Here is a 15,822-nt window from a genome sequence, read left to right on the forward strand (position 1 = left end):
GGTGCTTGGAGGAGCGCAGAGAAAATTTGGAGCTGTAGAAGCGTCAGCGTTCGCCTTTGTCTTCTGATTTCTACCGCAGTAAGCGGTCCTAATCAGGAAATCAGAAGACAACAGCGATCGGAAGCCCAAACTTTTCTCGGAGCGACGACACACACCGGACCCTACCAGGCAAAGGAGGATACCTATCATGGATTCAGTAACAAGCGTGCTTGGCGGCCGGGGCAGCTACCCCATCTCGGCGGTCATCATTGCCCAGGACGACGAAGTTCGGATATCCAAAGCCATTCAGTCCTGCCGGTTATTCGCCGATGAGGTGGTCGTAATCGACGGGGGAAGCAAAGACGGGACCGTAGGGCTATCCGAGAGCCTGGGATGCCGGGTGTATGTCAACCCATGGCCCGGATATGCGAAGCAAAGGGAATTCGGAGTGGAACGTGCCATCCATGATTGGGTCTTCCTGATTGATACCGACGAAGTGGTCAGCGAGGAGCTGGCCCGGGATATCCTGGAGCGCAAGCCGGGACTGACCGATGCTACGGTGGCGTTCTCGCTGTACCGGATTGGCGACTTCCTTGGCAAATGGCTGGATAAAGGCGAATATCTGGTGCGGCTGTATAACCGCAAGGAATACGGTATCCGCAACTCTCTGGTGCATGAGATGCCCGAGGTGTCCGAGGAGCGGACGGTGAAGCTGAACGGAACGCTGTGGCATCAAGGCTTCCGCAGCATCAACGATCATGTGGCCCGGTTCAACAAATACACTGATCTGGAAGCAGAGAGTGCGTTCGCCAGCGGCAAGCCGTTCAAGCTGAGCCACCTGCTGCTGCGTCCGCCGGCACGGTTCCTGCAGAAGTATTTCCTGCATGGCCTGTTCAAGAAAGGCATCTCGGGCTTCGCAGTATCCGTCTTCTGGGTGATGTATGAATTCATGGTCGGCTTCAAGCATTACGAATTGCACAGCGCAGGCAGGCTGGCCCGGCATAACGAAGCGGGTCAGGCCGAGAAGGAGAACAAGGGGGAGAGAAGCTATGTCGTACAATGACGGACTTAACATTATGACGACCGGCCTCAGCTGGCCCTCGTTACAGCCCGGAGGACTGAACACCTATTTCAAATCTGTGTGTGAGCAGCTCTCCTTGCGGAACCAGGTGCATGCCCTAATCTGCAGCCAAGAAACGCCGGAGACGCCGAAGGAACTGATCATCCACAATGCCGGTGATCCGAAGGAGACCATCTGGAAGCGCAAGGACGCCTTCCAGCGTAAGGCGGCCTCCCTGATGGGGGATGGCAGCGGGCGGATTGATATCCTCTACACTCACTTCGCCCCTTACGGCATCGGGCCGGCGATTGAAGCGAAGAAGCGGGGAATTCCGGTCATTATGACCTTCCACGGTCCATGGAACGAAGAGATGAAGATCGAAGGTCAAGGCATCAAGCATAAAGTCAAAACAACGATTGCCAAATCGATTGAACATAAGGCTTACAAGCTGGCAGACAAATTCATTGTCCTCAGCGATTACTTCCGTAATATGCTGCACGAGCTGCACGGCGTGCCCCTGCACAAGATTACCGTCATTCCCGGAGCGGCCAATGTCGAGCGGTTCACGCCCGCCACGAACCGGCTGGCGGTCCGCCGGACGCTGAATCTGCCGGAAGGCGCAACAACGGTCCTGACCGTCCGCAGACTGATGAACCGGATGGGGCTGCTGCAGCTGCTTGAAGCCTGGAAGCAGGTATCCGAGCGGTTCCCGAACGCGATTCTGCTGATCGGGGGCAAGGGTCCGCTGCGCGGGGAGCTGGAAGAGAAAATATCCGATTACGGGCTGGGGAACAAGGTCCGGCTGCTCGGCTATATTCCCGATCATGAGCTGGCTTCGTATTATCAGGCAGCCGACATGTTCGTTGTTCCTTCCCAGGCGCTGGAAGGCTTTGGCCTGATCACCGTTGAAGCGCTGGCCTCCGGACTTCCGGTAATGGCTACACCTGTCGGCGGCAACAAGGAGATCCTCCAGGGCTTCCGTCCGGAGCTGCTGTTCAAGAGTGCAGCCAGCGACGATATGGCGGAAGGTATGATTCATATGCTGAGTAACCGCAAGCTGCTGCCCGGCAGGGAGGAATGCCGGAATCATGTGCTGGAGAAGTACACCTGGCAGCATGTAGGCGACAAGATTGAGTCTGTATTCCTCGAAACCTTGGGAAAGGGTGTGAGCGTAGGATGATCAAAGTCGCTTATATCGACCACACCGCCAAATGGAGCGGAGGAGAGGTCGCCCTGTTCAACATCCTCACCAACATCGGTGAGCAGATTGAGCCGCTGGTCATCCTGGCGGAAGAGGGGACGCTTGCTGAACGCCTGCGGGAGAAGGGCATCGATGTCCGCATTATCCCGCTGGATGAGAGCATCCGCAGCCGCGGCCGCAACGCCGTGAACCTCGGGGCTCCGGCTGCTGCGATGAAGCTGCTGGCTTACGGCCGTAAGCTGGCTCCGCTGCTGAAGGAGGAGAAGGTGGACTGTGTGCACACCAATTCCCTGAAATCAGCCTTTTACGGAGCCGTCGCCGCCAAAAAGGCAGGCGTGCCGCTGATCTGGCACATCCGGGACCACATCGGGGCGCCTTATCTGAAGCCGGTTGTCGCCAAGGCGATCCGGCTGCTGTCACGCCTGCTGCCGAACGGGGTCATTGCCAATTCCCACTCCACGCTGAATGCGCTGGATCTGCCGCGCTCGAAGAAGACGCTGGTCGTCTACTCGGCCTTCGCTAAGGCGATCGGCGAAGGGATCGGCCGGCGGGAGCGGAAGGACTTCAACGTTCTGCTGGTCGGGCGGCTTGCCCACTGGAAAGGCCAGCACATTGTGCTGGAAGCGGCCAAGGCCTTCAAGCAGGACAGCCGCGTGAAGTTCTGGCTGGCCGGTGATGCCCTGTTCGGAGAGGAAGAATACAAGCAGGAATTAATTCAGCAGATGCAGCGGGACGACATCACCAATGTCAGCCTGCTGGGTCATGTGGATGATATACAAGGACTGATGAACCAAGCGGATTTACTGATTCATACGTCGATTACCCCTGAGCCGTTCGGCCAGGTCATCGTCGAAGGCATGGCGGCCGGACTGCCGGTCATTGCCTCCAATGAAGGCGGACCGGTGGAGATCGTGGTTCCTGGTGAAACAGGACTGCTGATCCAGCCGGGAGATGCTACTGTACTTGCAGACTCCATCACCTGGATGCTGAACCATCCCGAAGAGCGTAGACGGATGGCGGATAATGGCATGAGACGGGTGAAAGAGCATTTTGTCATCGAGAACACGGTCAAGGATATTGTCGCTTACTACAAAGGTCTGCTGGCAGTTACCTGACCTTCCCGCTCCATAATGCTTAAGGCTTGCATCATATCTGTCTCTAGCCATGCGTGTACTACTTAATGATGCTGCTCCATAAAACTTTGAGGATGATTCACATGAAAATTGCGATCGCGCACGATTATTTAATCCAGATGGGCGGGGCGGAACGGGTGGTGGAGGTTTTCCATCACATGTACCCGGAAGCTCCGATCTTCACAACGGTTTTTAACGGAAGCCGCCTGACCGATAACCTCAAAGATGCCGATATCCGGGCCTCCTGGCTGCAGAAGATTCCGGGAGTGAAGCGTAACTTCAAAGGGGTGCTCCCGCTCTACCCCATGGCTGTCCGCGATTTGGACTTCAGCGGGTATGATATCGTTCTTAGCTCCAGCAGTGCTTTTATGAAAAGCATTCAGGTGCCCGAGTCCACCTTCCATCTGTGCTACTGTCATACGCCGATGCGTTTCGCCTGGGATTATGACACGTACATGGAGCGGCAATCGAATTCCGGGTTGTTCAAAAGACTGCTCAAGGTGTATATGCAGCGGCTCAAGAACTGGGACCAGCGCACCTCCAAAAATGTGAACCAGTTCGTCGCCAACTCCTCCGTCGTGAAGACGCGGATTCAGAATTATTACCACCGGGATTCCGATGTGATTTTCCCGCCGATCAATACAGCCCGCTTCACCAGCTCCCCGAGCATTGGGGATTATTATCTGATTGTCTCGCGGCTGGTCTCCTACAAGCGGATCGATCTGGCGGTGGAGGCGTTCAACCGTAACGGGCTTAAGCTGTATATTGTCGGGGACGGACCGGACCGTAAGCGTCTGGAAGGCATGGCCAAGGGGAATGTATCGTTCCTGGGCCGGCTGGAGGATGAGGAAGTTACAGGGCTGATGTCCCAGTGCCGGGCGTTTGTTTTCCCGGGGGAAGAGGATTTTGGCATCACGCCGCTGGAGGCGAATGCTGCTGGAAGACCGGTCATCGCCTATCAGGCCGGGGGCGCGCTGGACACGATTATCCCATACGTTAACGGCGTGTTTTTCCAGCACCAGGAAGTTGATGATTTGCTTAAGGCCATTGATGAGGTGGAGTCCTATGCGTGGGATATCGACCAGATTATGGGCCATGCACGCAAATTCGATGAGCAGGCGTTTATGGTTCAGTTCAAGCAGTATGTGGAACAGGCCTACGTCAATTTCCTAAAAGGAGGATGAAAGTATGAAACTCGCAGTGATTGGTACCGGCTATGTAGGACTTGTATCAGGCGTATGCTTTACCTTAAATGGAAATCATGTCATCTGTGTGGATAAGGATGAGGAGAAAATCAATAAGCTGAACCGGATGGAATCTCCCATCTATGAGCCGGGCATTGAGGCCCTGATCGAAATGAATCTGCGCGAGGGCCGGCTGAGCTTCTCGTCCGATCTTCAGGAGTCGGTCCGCCGCTCCGATATCGTCATTCTTGCCGTGGGTACACCTTCCCTGCCGGGAGGCGAAGCCGACCTGAGGTATATCGAAGGTGCCGCTGCCGAGATTGCCCAGGCGATGGAAGGCTACAAGATCATCATGACCAAGTCGACCGTCCCTGTTGGCACCAATGAGCGTATCCGCCAGCTGATCTCCTCCCTCACGAATCATCCCTTCGATATCGTCTCTGCGCCTGAATTCCTCCGTGAAGGCTCTGCCATCCGCGACACGCTTCATCCCGACCGGATCGTCATCGGACTGGATAATTCGGCGCTTGAGCCGACCATGCGTGAGCTTCATAAGGGCTTCACAGACAACGTATTCGTTACGGATATCCGCAGCGCTGAGATGATCAAATATGCCTCGAATGCTTTTCTGGCGACGAAGATCTCCTTCATTAATGAGATTGCCAACATTTGCGAAAAGGTAGGAGCAGATGTCACCGAAGTCGCAGGCGGCATGGGGATGGACCAGAGAATCGGTTCGACCTTCCTGCAAGCCGGTATCGGTTATGGCGGCTCCTGCTTCCCGAAGGACACCAATGCGCTGATCCAGATTGCCGGTAACGTGGATTATGAGTTCAAGCTGCTCAAATCCGTCGTTGAAGTCAATAAAGGCCAGCGCTTCATGATTATCTCCAAGCTCCATGAATCGCTCGGCAGCCTGCGAGGCGCGGTCATCGGCATCTGGGGGCTTGCCTTCAAGCCCAATACCGATGATGTCCGCGAGGCCCCGGCCCGTGAGATTGTTGAGGCGCTGGTGGCCGAAGGCGCCATCGTCAAGCTGTACGATCCGATTGCGGCCGATAACTTCCGTAAGGAATACGATCACCCGCAGCTCCGCTGGTGCGGACTGGCGGAAGAGGCTGCCGAGGGCAGCGATGCCGTCTGCCTGCTGACCGACTGGAGCCAGTTCAAGGAGATCAACCTGCACCAGCTCGCCGGAACCATGCGCCGCCAGGTGCTGATCGACGGCCGCAACGTCTATAGCAAAGAGCAAATCGAAGGCACCGGCCTCGAGTACATCTCCGTCGGCCGCCCGCAGATGGGCGGGCTTAGCGGATTCTCCGCTAGCGTGGCTGGCGCGGTGTAGAGCGGCGATCAAGGGCAGCGATCCACGGCGAGTCAGCCTTTTCTGGAGGAGCTGCGCCGGATCGGCTGCGCGGCGAAATGAAGGGGATAAATCCTCTTGAATGCGCTGAAAGTGGGCTGCGCGGTGAAATGAAGAGCACAAGTGCACCTGAATCCCGGGAAAGTTGGCTAAATGAGTAAATGAGGAGCACAAGTGCACCTGAATCCCGGGAAAGTTGGCTAAATGAGTAAATGAGGAGCACAAGTGCACCTGAATCCCGGGAAAGTTGGCTAAACGAGCAAATGAGGAGCACAAGTGCACCTGATTTCCCGGATTCGAGCCAAATGGAGTAAATGAAGAGCACAAGTGCCCCTGAATCCCGGGAAAGTTGGCTAAATGAGCAAATGAGGAGCACAAGTGCCCCTGAATCCCGGGAAAGTTAGCTAAACGATCAAATGAGGAGCACAAGTGCACCTGAATCCCGGTAAAGTTGGCTAAATGAGTAAATGAGGAGCACAAGTGCACCTGAATCCCGGGAAAGTTGGCTAAATGAGTAAATGAGGAGCACAAGTGCACCTGAATCCCGGGAAAGTTGGCTAAATGAGTAAATGAGGAGCACAAGTGCACCTGAATCCCGGGAAAGTTGGCTAAATGAGCAAATGAAGAGCACAAATGCCCCTGAATCCTAGGAAAGTTGGCTAAACGAGTAAATGAAGAGCACAAGTGCACCTGATTTCCCGGATTCGAGCCAAATGGAGTAAATGAGGAGCACAAGTGCCCCTGAATCCTGGAAAAGTTGGCTAAACGGGCAAATAAGGAGCACAAGTGCCCCTGAATCCCGGGAAAGTTGGCTAAACGAGCAAATGAGGAGCACAAGTGCCCTTGATTTCTCGGATTCGAGCCAAATGGAGCAACTGAGCAGCATTTGTGTCACGTACTTAAACTAACCAGCTTCTGCCGCCGCAAATTTGTGCGGCAAGCCCTTGGAACAAGAGTCTTGAATCCCGGTCTTGAATTCCATTGTCTTGGAATTCTTGCTTTCTCTAGCCGCTAGGTCAGCGGCGACGCCTTGGAACAAGCGGCAGCCCGGCCCCCCTTGCCGCTACAACAAGCGGCAATACCCGGATCTTTAGCCGGGAGCTTCGCCTGCGGGCGAAGCGGATATAAAAAGTAAAGCCGGTTATGAAATGGAGTGGAGAGGAATTTTGGAGCTGTAGGAGCGTTAGCGTCCGCCTTTGTCTCCGGATGTTATCTGCTGCAAGCAATATAATCAACAACATCTGGAGACAACAGCGGCCGTAAGCCCAAAATTCCTTGCAGCGACCCTCATAACAGGCGGGATTTTAACACACAGCCGCAATAAGAAATACCCAATAACAATACGATATGGAGGGTTCACTATGAAACTAGTACTTCTATCAGGCGGCTCCGGCAAGCGGCTCTGGCCGTTGTCCAATGATTCACGCTCCAAGCAATTTCTGAAGGTACTGGCAAGTCCGGCAGGTGAACCGGAATCAATGGTACAACGGGTATGGAGACAGCTGGAGGAGAACGGCATGGCCGGGTCCTCTTATCTGGCGACCGGACGCAGCCAGGTGGAGATGATCCAGAGCCAGCTCGGCAGCGAGGTGCCGATCATCGTGGAGCCGGAGCGGCGGGATACGTTCCCGGCCATTGCGCTGACGGCGGCCTACCTCTATTCCATCGCAGGGGTTTCCCCAAGCGAGACCGTGGCGATTCTGCCGGTGGACCCATACGTGGAATCCTCCTTTTTCGAAACGGTACTGCAACTGGAGAACACCATGCTGGTGAGCGGGGCGAACCTGGCGCTGATGGGCGTAGTTCCCGAGCATGCTTCGGAGAAATACGGCTACATTATTCCAACGGGTGCAGATGCGGGAGCGAATGGTTATCTGCAGGTCAGCCACTTCCAGGAGAAGCCGGACCGTGTGCAGGCCGAGGAGCTGATTAGCCAGGGGGCTCTCTGGAACTGCGGGGTGTTCGCTTTCCGTCTGGGTTACCTGCTGGATATCCTGCAGCGCAAAGGGCTGCCGCTTAATTATGAGGAACTGCAGAAGCAGTATAAGCTGCTGTCTTCCATCAGCTTCGATTACGAAGTGGTAGAGAAAGAAGAGAACATCGTCGTACAGCCGTATGCCGGATTCTGGAAGGACCTGGGTACCTGGAACACCTTGACCGAGGAAATGACCAGCAACCATGTCGGCAAAGGCTTTGTGACCGCTGACTCCGAGGGGACCTGCCTCATTAACGAGCTGGATATTCCGATTACCGTGATCGGGGCGAAGGATCTGATTATCGCTGCCAGCCCGGACGGCATTCTGGTGACGCACAAGACTGAGAGTCCGCGGATCAAGGAAGTGCTGAAGTCTTTTGAACAAAGACCGATGTACGAGGAGCGCCGCTGGGGCCACTACAAGGTGATAGATTATGTAAAGTATGACGAAGGCAACGAGGTGCTGACCAAGCGGATTTTCATCAATGAGGGCAAAAATATCAGCTATCAGCTGCATCACAAACGCAGTGAAATCTGGACCTTCGTCAGCGGGGAAGCCAGCATTGTCATCAATGAGAAGATGCATACGGTGAAGGCGGGAGATGTGGTGCGGATACCGGAAGGGACCAAGCATGCCATTCTTGCTCTTACCGATGTGGAGTTCATTGAGGTGCAGACGGGGTCGGAGCTGGTAGAGGAAGATAACATCCGTATTACTCTGGACTGGGAGGATATAGCGCTACATCAGTTTATTTCGTAGGTCTAACTTATCTATTTAACCATTTGTTACAGAATCAAAACAGGTACTCGGAACTATTTATTCGGAGAAATTCGCGTTTGCTCTACAAAAAAATTGCATAAAGACGATAATTTACGGTAAGAGGGATTGATCCTTCCAAAACGACAAAGGCAAACCTGATCGAAAGACAGGGACGCAAAGCTATAGGGCCTTCGCAAGAGTGGCAGCCTGGCTACCGAAAGGAAGAGAATATTGTGAAAACTTACCGTAAGTCTCGTTTGCTCTGCGCTGTGCTGTCGCTGGCCGTGGTATTGTCTGCTGTACCTGTGGGACTGGGAATCGCCCCTTCCACCGTCAAGGCTGCCTCCTCTGAAGGAGCGCCGGTGAACCCTAACGCCTCAGCGGAGGCGGTCAAGCTGCTGAACAATCTGTATGATATCTCGGGAAATGGAATCATTACAGGCCAGCATGACTATTTCGAGAGTCCGGATGAGCTGAGCAACAAGCTGAAGGGAACAAGCGGACAATACGCAGCACTGCATGGTTATGAGCTGGGAGCAATCGGTGGGCAGAGTGAGAGCGGAGTAGCTGCACAACGCAAAAATATCGTCTGGAGTGCGACGAACTGGTCCAGAGCGGGCGGCATTGTCGCCATGACCTTCCACCAGAATCTGCCGGGCACCAAGTACGAATGGTCCAATGTGCAGAAGCCGATCACCCAGGCGCAATTTAACAAATACGTAACCCCCGGAACGCCAGAGTATAATGCACTGATCACCGATCTGGATAAAGTAGCGGTCTCTCTGAAAAGCCTGCGGGATGCTAAGGTTCCGATCCTCTGGAGACCTTACCACGAAATGAACGGCGGCTGGTTCTGGTGGGGGAAGAAAGATAATTTTACAGCCCTGTGGAATATTATGTATGACCGGTTCGTGAACGTTCATCAGTTAAATAATCTGCTCTGGGTATGGAACCCGAATGCGCCTAATGCAAGCTCCGATCCCTATCCACGGACTTATCCGGGCGCGGACAGAGTGGATGTGCTGGCAGCAGATATATATAATAACGACTACTCCAATAAATATCATGATGATCTGACCAGCCTGGCTGGCGGCAAACCGATCGGCATCGGCGAGAACGGTGAAATGCCAAATATATCGAAGCTAAAGCTGAACCAGCAGAATTACGTGTTCATGATGAACTGGGGCAAGATGCTCTATGAGAATAACAGCACGGCGACAATCAAGAATTTCATGAATGACAGTTACACACTAACCCGTGACCAATATAAGGCCTGGTCTGCTCCGGCGGCGGCTCCTAAGCCAATCGCAACGCCAACGGCAACGCCGACGCCTACAGTATCACTGACACCAACAGCAACACCGACACAAACCGCAACACCGACGGCAACGCCGACGGCAACACCAACCGTTGCGCCGACTCAGAAGCCGGTCCCAACCTTCGGCGACCCGGAGAGTAAGCCTGGCCAGAATGGCCTGCTTGGAGAATACTTCAAGAACATGACGCTCTCGGGGACACCGGTTATGGTGCGTAACGATGATGTCATCAGCTTCAATTGGCGTCAGGGGACTCCTAATGCCGCACTGGGCGTAGATTACTTCTCAATTCGCTGGACCGGACAGATTAAGCCGGCTTACAGTGAGACTTATCAGTTCTATACTACATCGGATGACGGTATCCGCTTGTGGGTGAACGGCACAGCGGTCATTGACAGCTGGGTCAAACAGAGCGGAACTGCCCGCACAGGAAGCATAGCCTTAACTGCCGGGCAATTGTACGATATCAAAGTAGAGTACTATGAGAATGCTGGCGATGCCAATGTCCATCTGATGTGGCAGAGCCCTAGCCAGGTGAAGGGAACCGTACCTGCAAGTGCGCTTTTCTCCAGAGCAGGCAACATATCCATACCTGTTCCGGCTGCAACAGCAGTACCGACAACGGTACCAGCAGCAACAGCAACGCCGGCACCAGTAACAACACCAACACCAGCAGCGACACCAACACTGACGCCAGTACCGGCACCAACGCCGACAGCAGCACCGACACCAACGCCAACACCGGCACCAACACCGACAGCGGCTCCTGTTCCCGTTCCTTCTCCTACAGCAACACCGGTGGATCTGCCGGTAGAAGTCCCTGCTGCCAATGGACTGTATGCGGAATACTTCAATAACATGACGCTATCGGGCGAACCCGCTGCAGTGCGCACCGATGCGGTGCTTGATTTCAACTGGCGCCAAGGCTCGCCGGATGCTGCTATCGGTATAGACTTCTTCTCTGTCCGCTGGAGCGGGAAGATTAAGCCGCTGTACACAGAGACGTATCAGATTTATACCAATTCCGATGACGGTATCCGCGTACGGGTTAACGGTGAGCTTGTGATTGACAGCTGGGTGAAGCAGAGCGGCACCGAACGCATGGGCAGCATCAGCCTGACCGCAGGCGAGCTGTATGATATTCAGGTAGAGTATTATGAGAATCAAGGGGATGCAAAAGCGCGGCTAATGTGGCAGAGTCCAAGCCAAGCCAAAGGTACCGTTCCGGCAAGCGCGCTGTTCCTCCCGTCCGCTTCCTAAGCTCATAAGGTCCGCAGCTGTGTTCATCATTGGCGCTGTTACTGGTTAAGACGTTACAATTATAAATCCTGTAAGCCACTCTTAATGGCCCTGCTTACCAGCAGGGCTACTAAGCTATAGAAGGCAGATAATCCGCGAGGCTTAACCTCCGGGGCCTGCCTGAGAGTGTGGCTGGAGAAAGGAGATTACATTGAACACTTACCGTAAGTACAGGCTATATACAACTATTTTTCCTCTAATCCTTATCCTTTCATTACTTCCATGGGGGGAAGGGCGCAGTCTGCCCGCAGCCGCTAAGGTTACGGCACCTGCCGCCTCCGCTCCCATGGGGCCCATTAAACCCATTAATCCATCGGCCTCCAAGGAGGCTTCCGCACTGTTAAGCTATCTTAGTGATCTTAGCGGCAAGGGGATGATATCCGGCCAGCATGATTACCTGGAGAGCCCCGATGAATTCAATAATAAGCTCCGCACAACAAGCGGCCGCTATGCCGTTCTGCATGGCTATGAGCTGGGAGCCATAGGCAACCAGTCTAAGGAGATCATTGCCAGACAGCGTCAGGCTGTCGTGGACAGCGCCATACGATGGCATGAGGGCGGCGGCATTGTCGCCATGACCTTCCATCAGAATCTGCCGGGAACCGCGCCGGTATGGACCAATGTGCAGAAGCCGCTTAGCCAGGATCAATTCAAGCAGTACGTCACTCCCGGAACGCCGCAGTACAAAGCATTAGTTGCTGAGCTGGATGAAGTGGCCAAGTATCTGGGCGAGCTGCGCGATGCCGGAGTTCCGGTGTTATGGCGGCCCTATCACGAAATGAACGGCGGCTGGTTCTGGTGGGGGCAGAAGGATGATTTTGCGAAGCTCTGGGACCTGGTCTATGACCGCATGGTGAATAAGCATAAGTTGAACAATCTGCTGTGGGTGTGGAATCCGAATGCCCCCAATAAGTCGTCTGAGCCGTATCACGCTTATTTTCCCGGCACCGCCAAGGTGGATATTCTGGCCGCCGATATTTATGACAATGATTTCAAACAGTCCTATTATGACAGCCTCCTGAAGCTTGCGGGCGGCAAACCGATCGGAATCGGGGAGAGCGGAGAGCTTCCAGACCCTGTCATCATGTCTCAAAAACAAAGCAAATGGGTATATACGATGACATGGGGCAAGATGCTGGTTGAGAATAACCCGACCGTGAAAATTCAAAGCTTTATGAATCATAAATACACGGTATCGCGGGAGGACTATAAGCTTGCGGTGGGTACCAAAACCCATGCGGCGGCTGTAAGCTCAAGGAATGGCCTGAGGGGCCAGTATTATGGCAATATGGACCTGTCCGGCACACCGCTGCTTACCCGTAACGACAGCACCCTTCAATTCAACTGGCATGGCAATTCACCGGCCTCCGGCCTGCCCAAGGATGCATTCTCGGTACGCTGGACCGGGACCCTTAAGCCTCTCTACAGTGAAAAGTATACGTTCACCGCTTCTTCGGATGACGGCATCCGCGTATGGATCGGCGGCAAGCTCCTGATCGACAGCTGGAAGAATCAGAGCAGCGCGGGCAAGGAGGGCAGCATCACACTTTCGGCAAATACCCCCTACGCCATCAAGGTAGAGTATTACGAGAACCGCGGGGATGCCAGCGTCAGTCTGATGTGGAGAAGCCAGAGCCAGAAGCAGATGATAATTCCCCAGAGTGCGCTGACGCTTCCTTAAGGAAGCCCCGCAGCAGAAGAAGCGTAACGTTATCCCGGTACAGCATAGAATTCCGGAAGAAAGCGAGGACAAGGGAATGAGGACTAGAGTTCAAAAGAAACCCGGTAAATATCTCCACAGGCTACTAAAATTTGCAGCACTGATCATCTTGGTTCTGTTGTCCGTCTCTATCTTCGGAGATTACGGGACGAAGGACGGTGAAGCGGATGTGGATCTGTCTTCATTGTCGGCGGCTAAGGATGCCGGTCCTGAGATGCCGGAAGGAACGGTTCTATGGAAGCTTGGCAAGCATGACGGCTCTGCCGATGAGTTCAAGGCGGCAGGGTCAAGCGGGGTGAAGAAGACGCTCAGCATAGCCTCAACCACTGCCAGGTCGGCAGAGCTGAAGTCACTTCCCTCCGGCCTGCACGGGGAGACCAACCCGGAGCTGCGGATTCAGTATGAGCTGGATAAGATCCCGGAGCACGGGGTCTTATTTCGCGTGAGCATTATCGATGCGTACAAATCCGTACCCCAGATGGGCGTATTCTCCAACCGTCAGCTCTCAGGCATCATTCAGATCGCCGGGATTGCCGGAACAGGCAGCAAATACGACTTCCGCAAAACCTATGAGCTGTACATTCCCAAAGAGCAGCTCATCAGCGGCACCAACGAGCTGACGCTGCGGACGGCCAGGGGAATCTATTCCTCAGAAGCTGAGGATAAGTACAACTGGTGGACATGGGATAATCTCAGTCTGGAGGCGCTGAAGTCTCCGATTAAGGAGCCGATTCACGGCAGCTATACGGTGACCGGGACGGTGGTCAATAACAAGCAGTTTTATTTTGACGAGGGGGCGGTTACGCATCTGCCCTATATTATGAAGTGGCTGGGCGTAGCCTACAGCGGCAATATCATGCGTACCAGCTGTGCCAGCGATGTGGGCCGTTCCTGTGAGAAGATGGAGGAGTACTACAAGGTCCTGAAGGATTACAATATGCAGGCCGTAGCGCTCTATCTGTACACAGGCGATATCAAGCTGAAGGCGGACGGAACGCTGCCGGGGGATGCGGAGAAGAAGCTGACGGATTATTTCCAGAAGTACAGCCCGTACTTCCAGTATTACGAGGTGGATAACGAACCGGGCCTGTTCAACCGTTCCAAAGCGGTAAATTTGGCTATAGCCGAGTGGCTGAACAGCAAGGGTAAGACGATCGCGCCCCATTTGCAGACGGTTGCACCCGGATGGGCCTACTGGCCGGGCTACAGCGAAGACTCGTGCGGCAACCAGAAGGGGCCGGTGAAGCAGTGCGGAGACCCCGACGGCTGGGAACGCGACCCGAAGCAGCGTGATGAGCTGGAGGCGGTAACGGATCTGACGAATGGACATTCTTATGGCGATTCCTATATTTTCGGACAGGGCGGGAGCTTCACGGAGAACCTGAAGACCTTCGGGGGATCGGTAGACGGCCTTAGCAAAAAAATGCTCGCCACCGAGTTCGGCACCTCGGACTCTCATGTAGATGCGTATCAATACGGGGCCAAGCAGCGGACCTCGGCGGTGTTCGACCGGATTATGCGGGCACATCTCGGCTATGCGGATATGTTCGTGCAGCATGCCGCCTTCTTCAAGAATTTCAGCCTGTTCAAATACGGCTTTAATCTGGAGGATCATGATCCGGCGGCTACAGAGATCTACTACACCAAGGAAGGCGAAGAATCCCGCGTCAGTATCATGCGCAGGCTGGATCTGGCTTATGCCACACACGGCGCTCCGCTGACCTACCAGATCAGCAATAAGGAGGAGCTGAAGGATAAGCTGGTCTACGTAAGAGCAGTGGACACCTCCACGCTTGAGCCGCTGGCGGGGAGCAAGGCGACATCGAACAAGGTGCTGGTGAACTTCGTCAATTTCGAGCGCACCGAGCAGACCGTTAAGGTCAAGGTCACAATGCCGAAGAAGACAGTGTACGAAGGAGAACGGTTCGGCAAGGGCGATACTTATGAGGAGGCCCGCAGCTATGTAACCGGCAGAGCCGCTTCGCCGGAGCTGGAATTCACGGAGACGCTGGCTCCGGGAGAAGGCGTGCAGTATATTCTGGAGCCTTCCTCCGAGGTAGCGGATACGGCGCCGCAGGGCCTGAAGGCGACTGCTGTCAAGGGATTATCGATGCATCTGAACTGGCTGGAAGCCCCCGGAGCAAGCTATGAAGTGCTCCGGGCGGACGGTCCGGACGAGAAGCTGAAGGTCATCGCTACAGCGGTGAAGGGAACGGAGTATAACGACAGCAAGCTGAAGGAAGGCACACTTTATACTTATGCTGTAAGAGTGTCCGGCTCTGGTGTGATGTCAGAGAAGACACAGATTACAGCAACCGGACTTGTCCCGCTGGACCGGGCAGGCTGGAAGGTGACGTCCAGTGTGAGTAAGGAGGCTTCCAATCCGGCAGGTGCCATTGACGGAGACCGGCGGACCCGCTGGGATACGGTCAAGCATCAGGCTTCGGGGGAGTATTTCCAGATTGATCTGGGCGCAGAACATACGGTAGAAGCTATAGACATGGATTACCCTTTATCGCCATATGATTATCCGCGCGGCTACACTGTCCAGGTATCGGATGATGCCAAGAGCTGGAGACAGGTCGCAGCGGGCAAAGGCCAGCTGGAGAAGACCAAGATTACGTTTGCTCCGGTCAAGACCCGGCATATCAAGATTACCCAGACAGGCTCCGGCGGCAACTATTGGTCGATTCAGGAGCTGCAGGTGTATTCAAGAGAATGAAGGACGGCATAATAACCTCCGTGGAATTCAGCCCACCGGGGTTTTTTTCTGCCCTGGAATCATAAACATTATTATGAAATAAATGGGGCTATGGCGGATACCCGGCTCCG

Annotated in this window: 9 protein-coding genes and 1 riboswitch; all 9 genes read left to right on the forward strand. The window is 54.4% G+C overall.

Going from position 1 to position 15,822, the window contains the following annotated elements; translation table 11 throughout:
• Nucleotides 1-187: 187 nt before the first annotated feature.
• Entirely contained in the window at nucleotides 188-1,042 is an 855-nt protein-coding gene (locus NYE24_RS25495) for a glycosyltransferase family 2 protein (protein ID WP_036693614.1), read from the forward strand.
• Nucleotides 1,029-2,219 carry a glycosyltransferase family 4 protein gene (locus tag NYE24_RS25500; RefSeq protein WP_342476982.1) on the forward strand — a complete coding sequence of 397 codons (1,191 nt, stop codon included), beginning with the start codon at nucleotides 1,029-1,031 and terminating at the stop codon, nucleotides 2,217-2,219. The genes NYE24_RS25495 and NYE24_RS25500 overlap by 14 nt, the downstream gene beginning before the upstream one ends.
• Entirely contained in the window at nucleotides 2,216-3,355 is a 1,140-nt protein-coding gene (locus tag NYE24_RS25505; protein WP_076157070.1) for a glycosyltransferase family 4 protein, read from the forward strand. Before NYE24_RS25500 ends, NYE24_RS25505 begins: the two co-directional genes overlap by 4 nt.
• 101 nt (nucleotides 3,356-3,456) lie before the next feature.
• The gene (locus NYE24_RS25510) at nucleotides 3,457-4,557 is read left to right on the forward strand and encodes a glycosyltransferase (protein WP_036693619.1); all 1,101 of its coding nucleotides are present in this window, start codon (nucleotides 3,457-3,459) and stop codon (nucleotides 4,555-4,557) included.
• A gap of 4 nt (nucleotides 4,558-4,561) precedes the next feature.
• Nucleotides 4,562-5,902 carry a UDP-glucose/GDP-mannose dehydrogenase family protein gene (locus NYE24_RS25515; protein ID WP_036693621.1) on the forward strand — a complete coding sequence of 447 codons (1,341 nt, stop codon included), beginning with the start codon at nucleotides 4,562-4,564 and terminating at the stop codon, nucleotides 5,900-5,902.
• 1,379 nt (nucleotides 5,903-7,281) lie between these two features.
• A complete protein-coding gene (locus NYE24_RS25520) occupies nucleotides 7,282-8,655 on the forward strand; it encodes a sugar phosphate nucleotidyltransferase (RefSeq protein ID WP_036693623.1) in 1,374 nt (457 codons plus the stop codon).
• A 138-nt stretch (nucleotides 8,656-8,793) separates the two neighbouring features.
• A riboswitch (cyclic di-GMP riboswitch) is annotated at nucleotides 8,794-8,874 on the forward strand.
• Between the two features lie 14 nt (nucleotides 8,875-8,888).
• Nucleotides 8,889-11,231 (forward strand): PA14 domain-containing protein, encoded by a 2,343-nt coding sequence (locus tag NYE24_RS25525; RefSeq protein WP_342476983.1) that lies wholly within the window; start codon nucleotides 8,889-8,891, stop codon nucleotides 11,229-11,231.
• 190 nt (nucleotides 11,232-11,421) lie between these two features.
• Nucleotides 11,422-12,951, forward strand: coding sequence for a glycosyl hydrolase (locus NYE24_RS25530; RefSeq protein WP_076157073.1), 1,530 nt, complete (start codon nucleotides 11,422-11,424; stop codon nucleotides 12,949-12,951).
• Between the two features lie 76 nt (nucleotides 12,952-13,027).
• Nucleotides 13,028-15,712 (forward strand): discoidin domain-containing protein, encoded by a 2,685-nt coding sequence (locus NYE24_RS25535; RefSeq protein WP_083677903.1) that lies wholly within the window; start codon nucleotides 13,028-13,030, stop codon nucleotides 15,710-15,712.
• Nucleotides 15,713-15,822 lie beyond the last annotated feature (110 nt).

Source organism: Paenibacillus sp. FSL H7-0350, assembly GCF_038593195.1.
Classification (GTDB): Bacteria; Bacillota; Bacilli; order Paenibacillales; family Paenibacillaceae; genus Paenibacillus_AQ.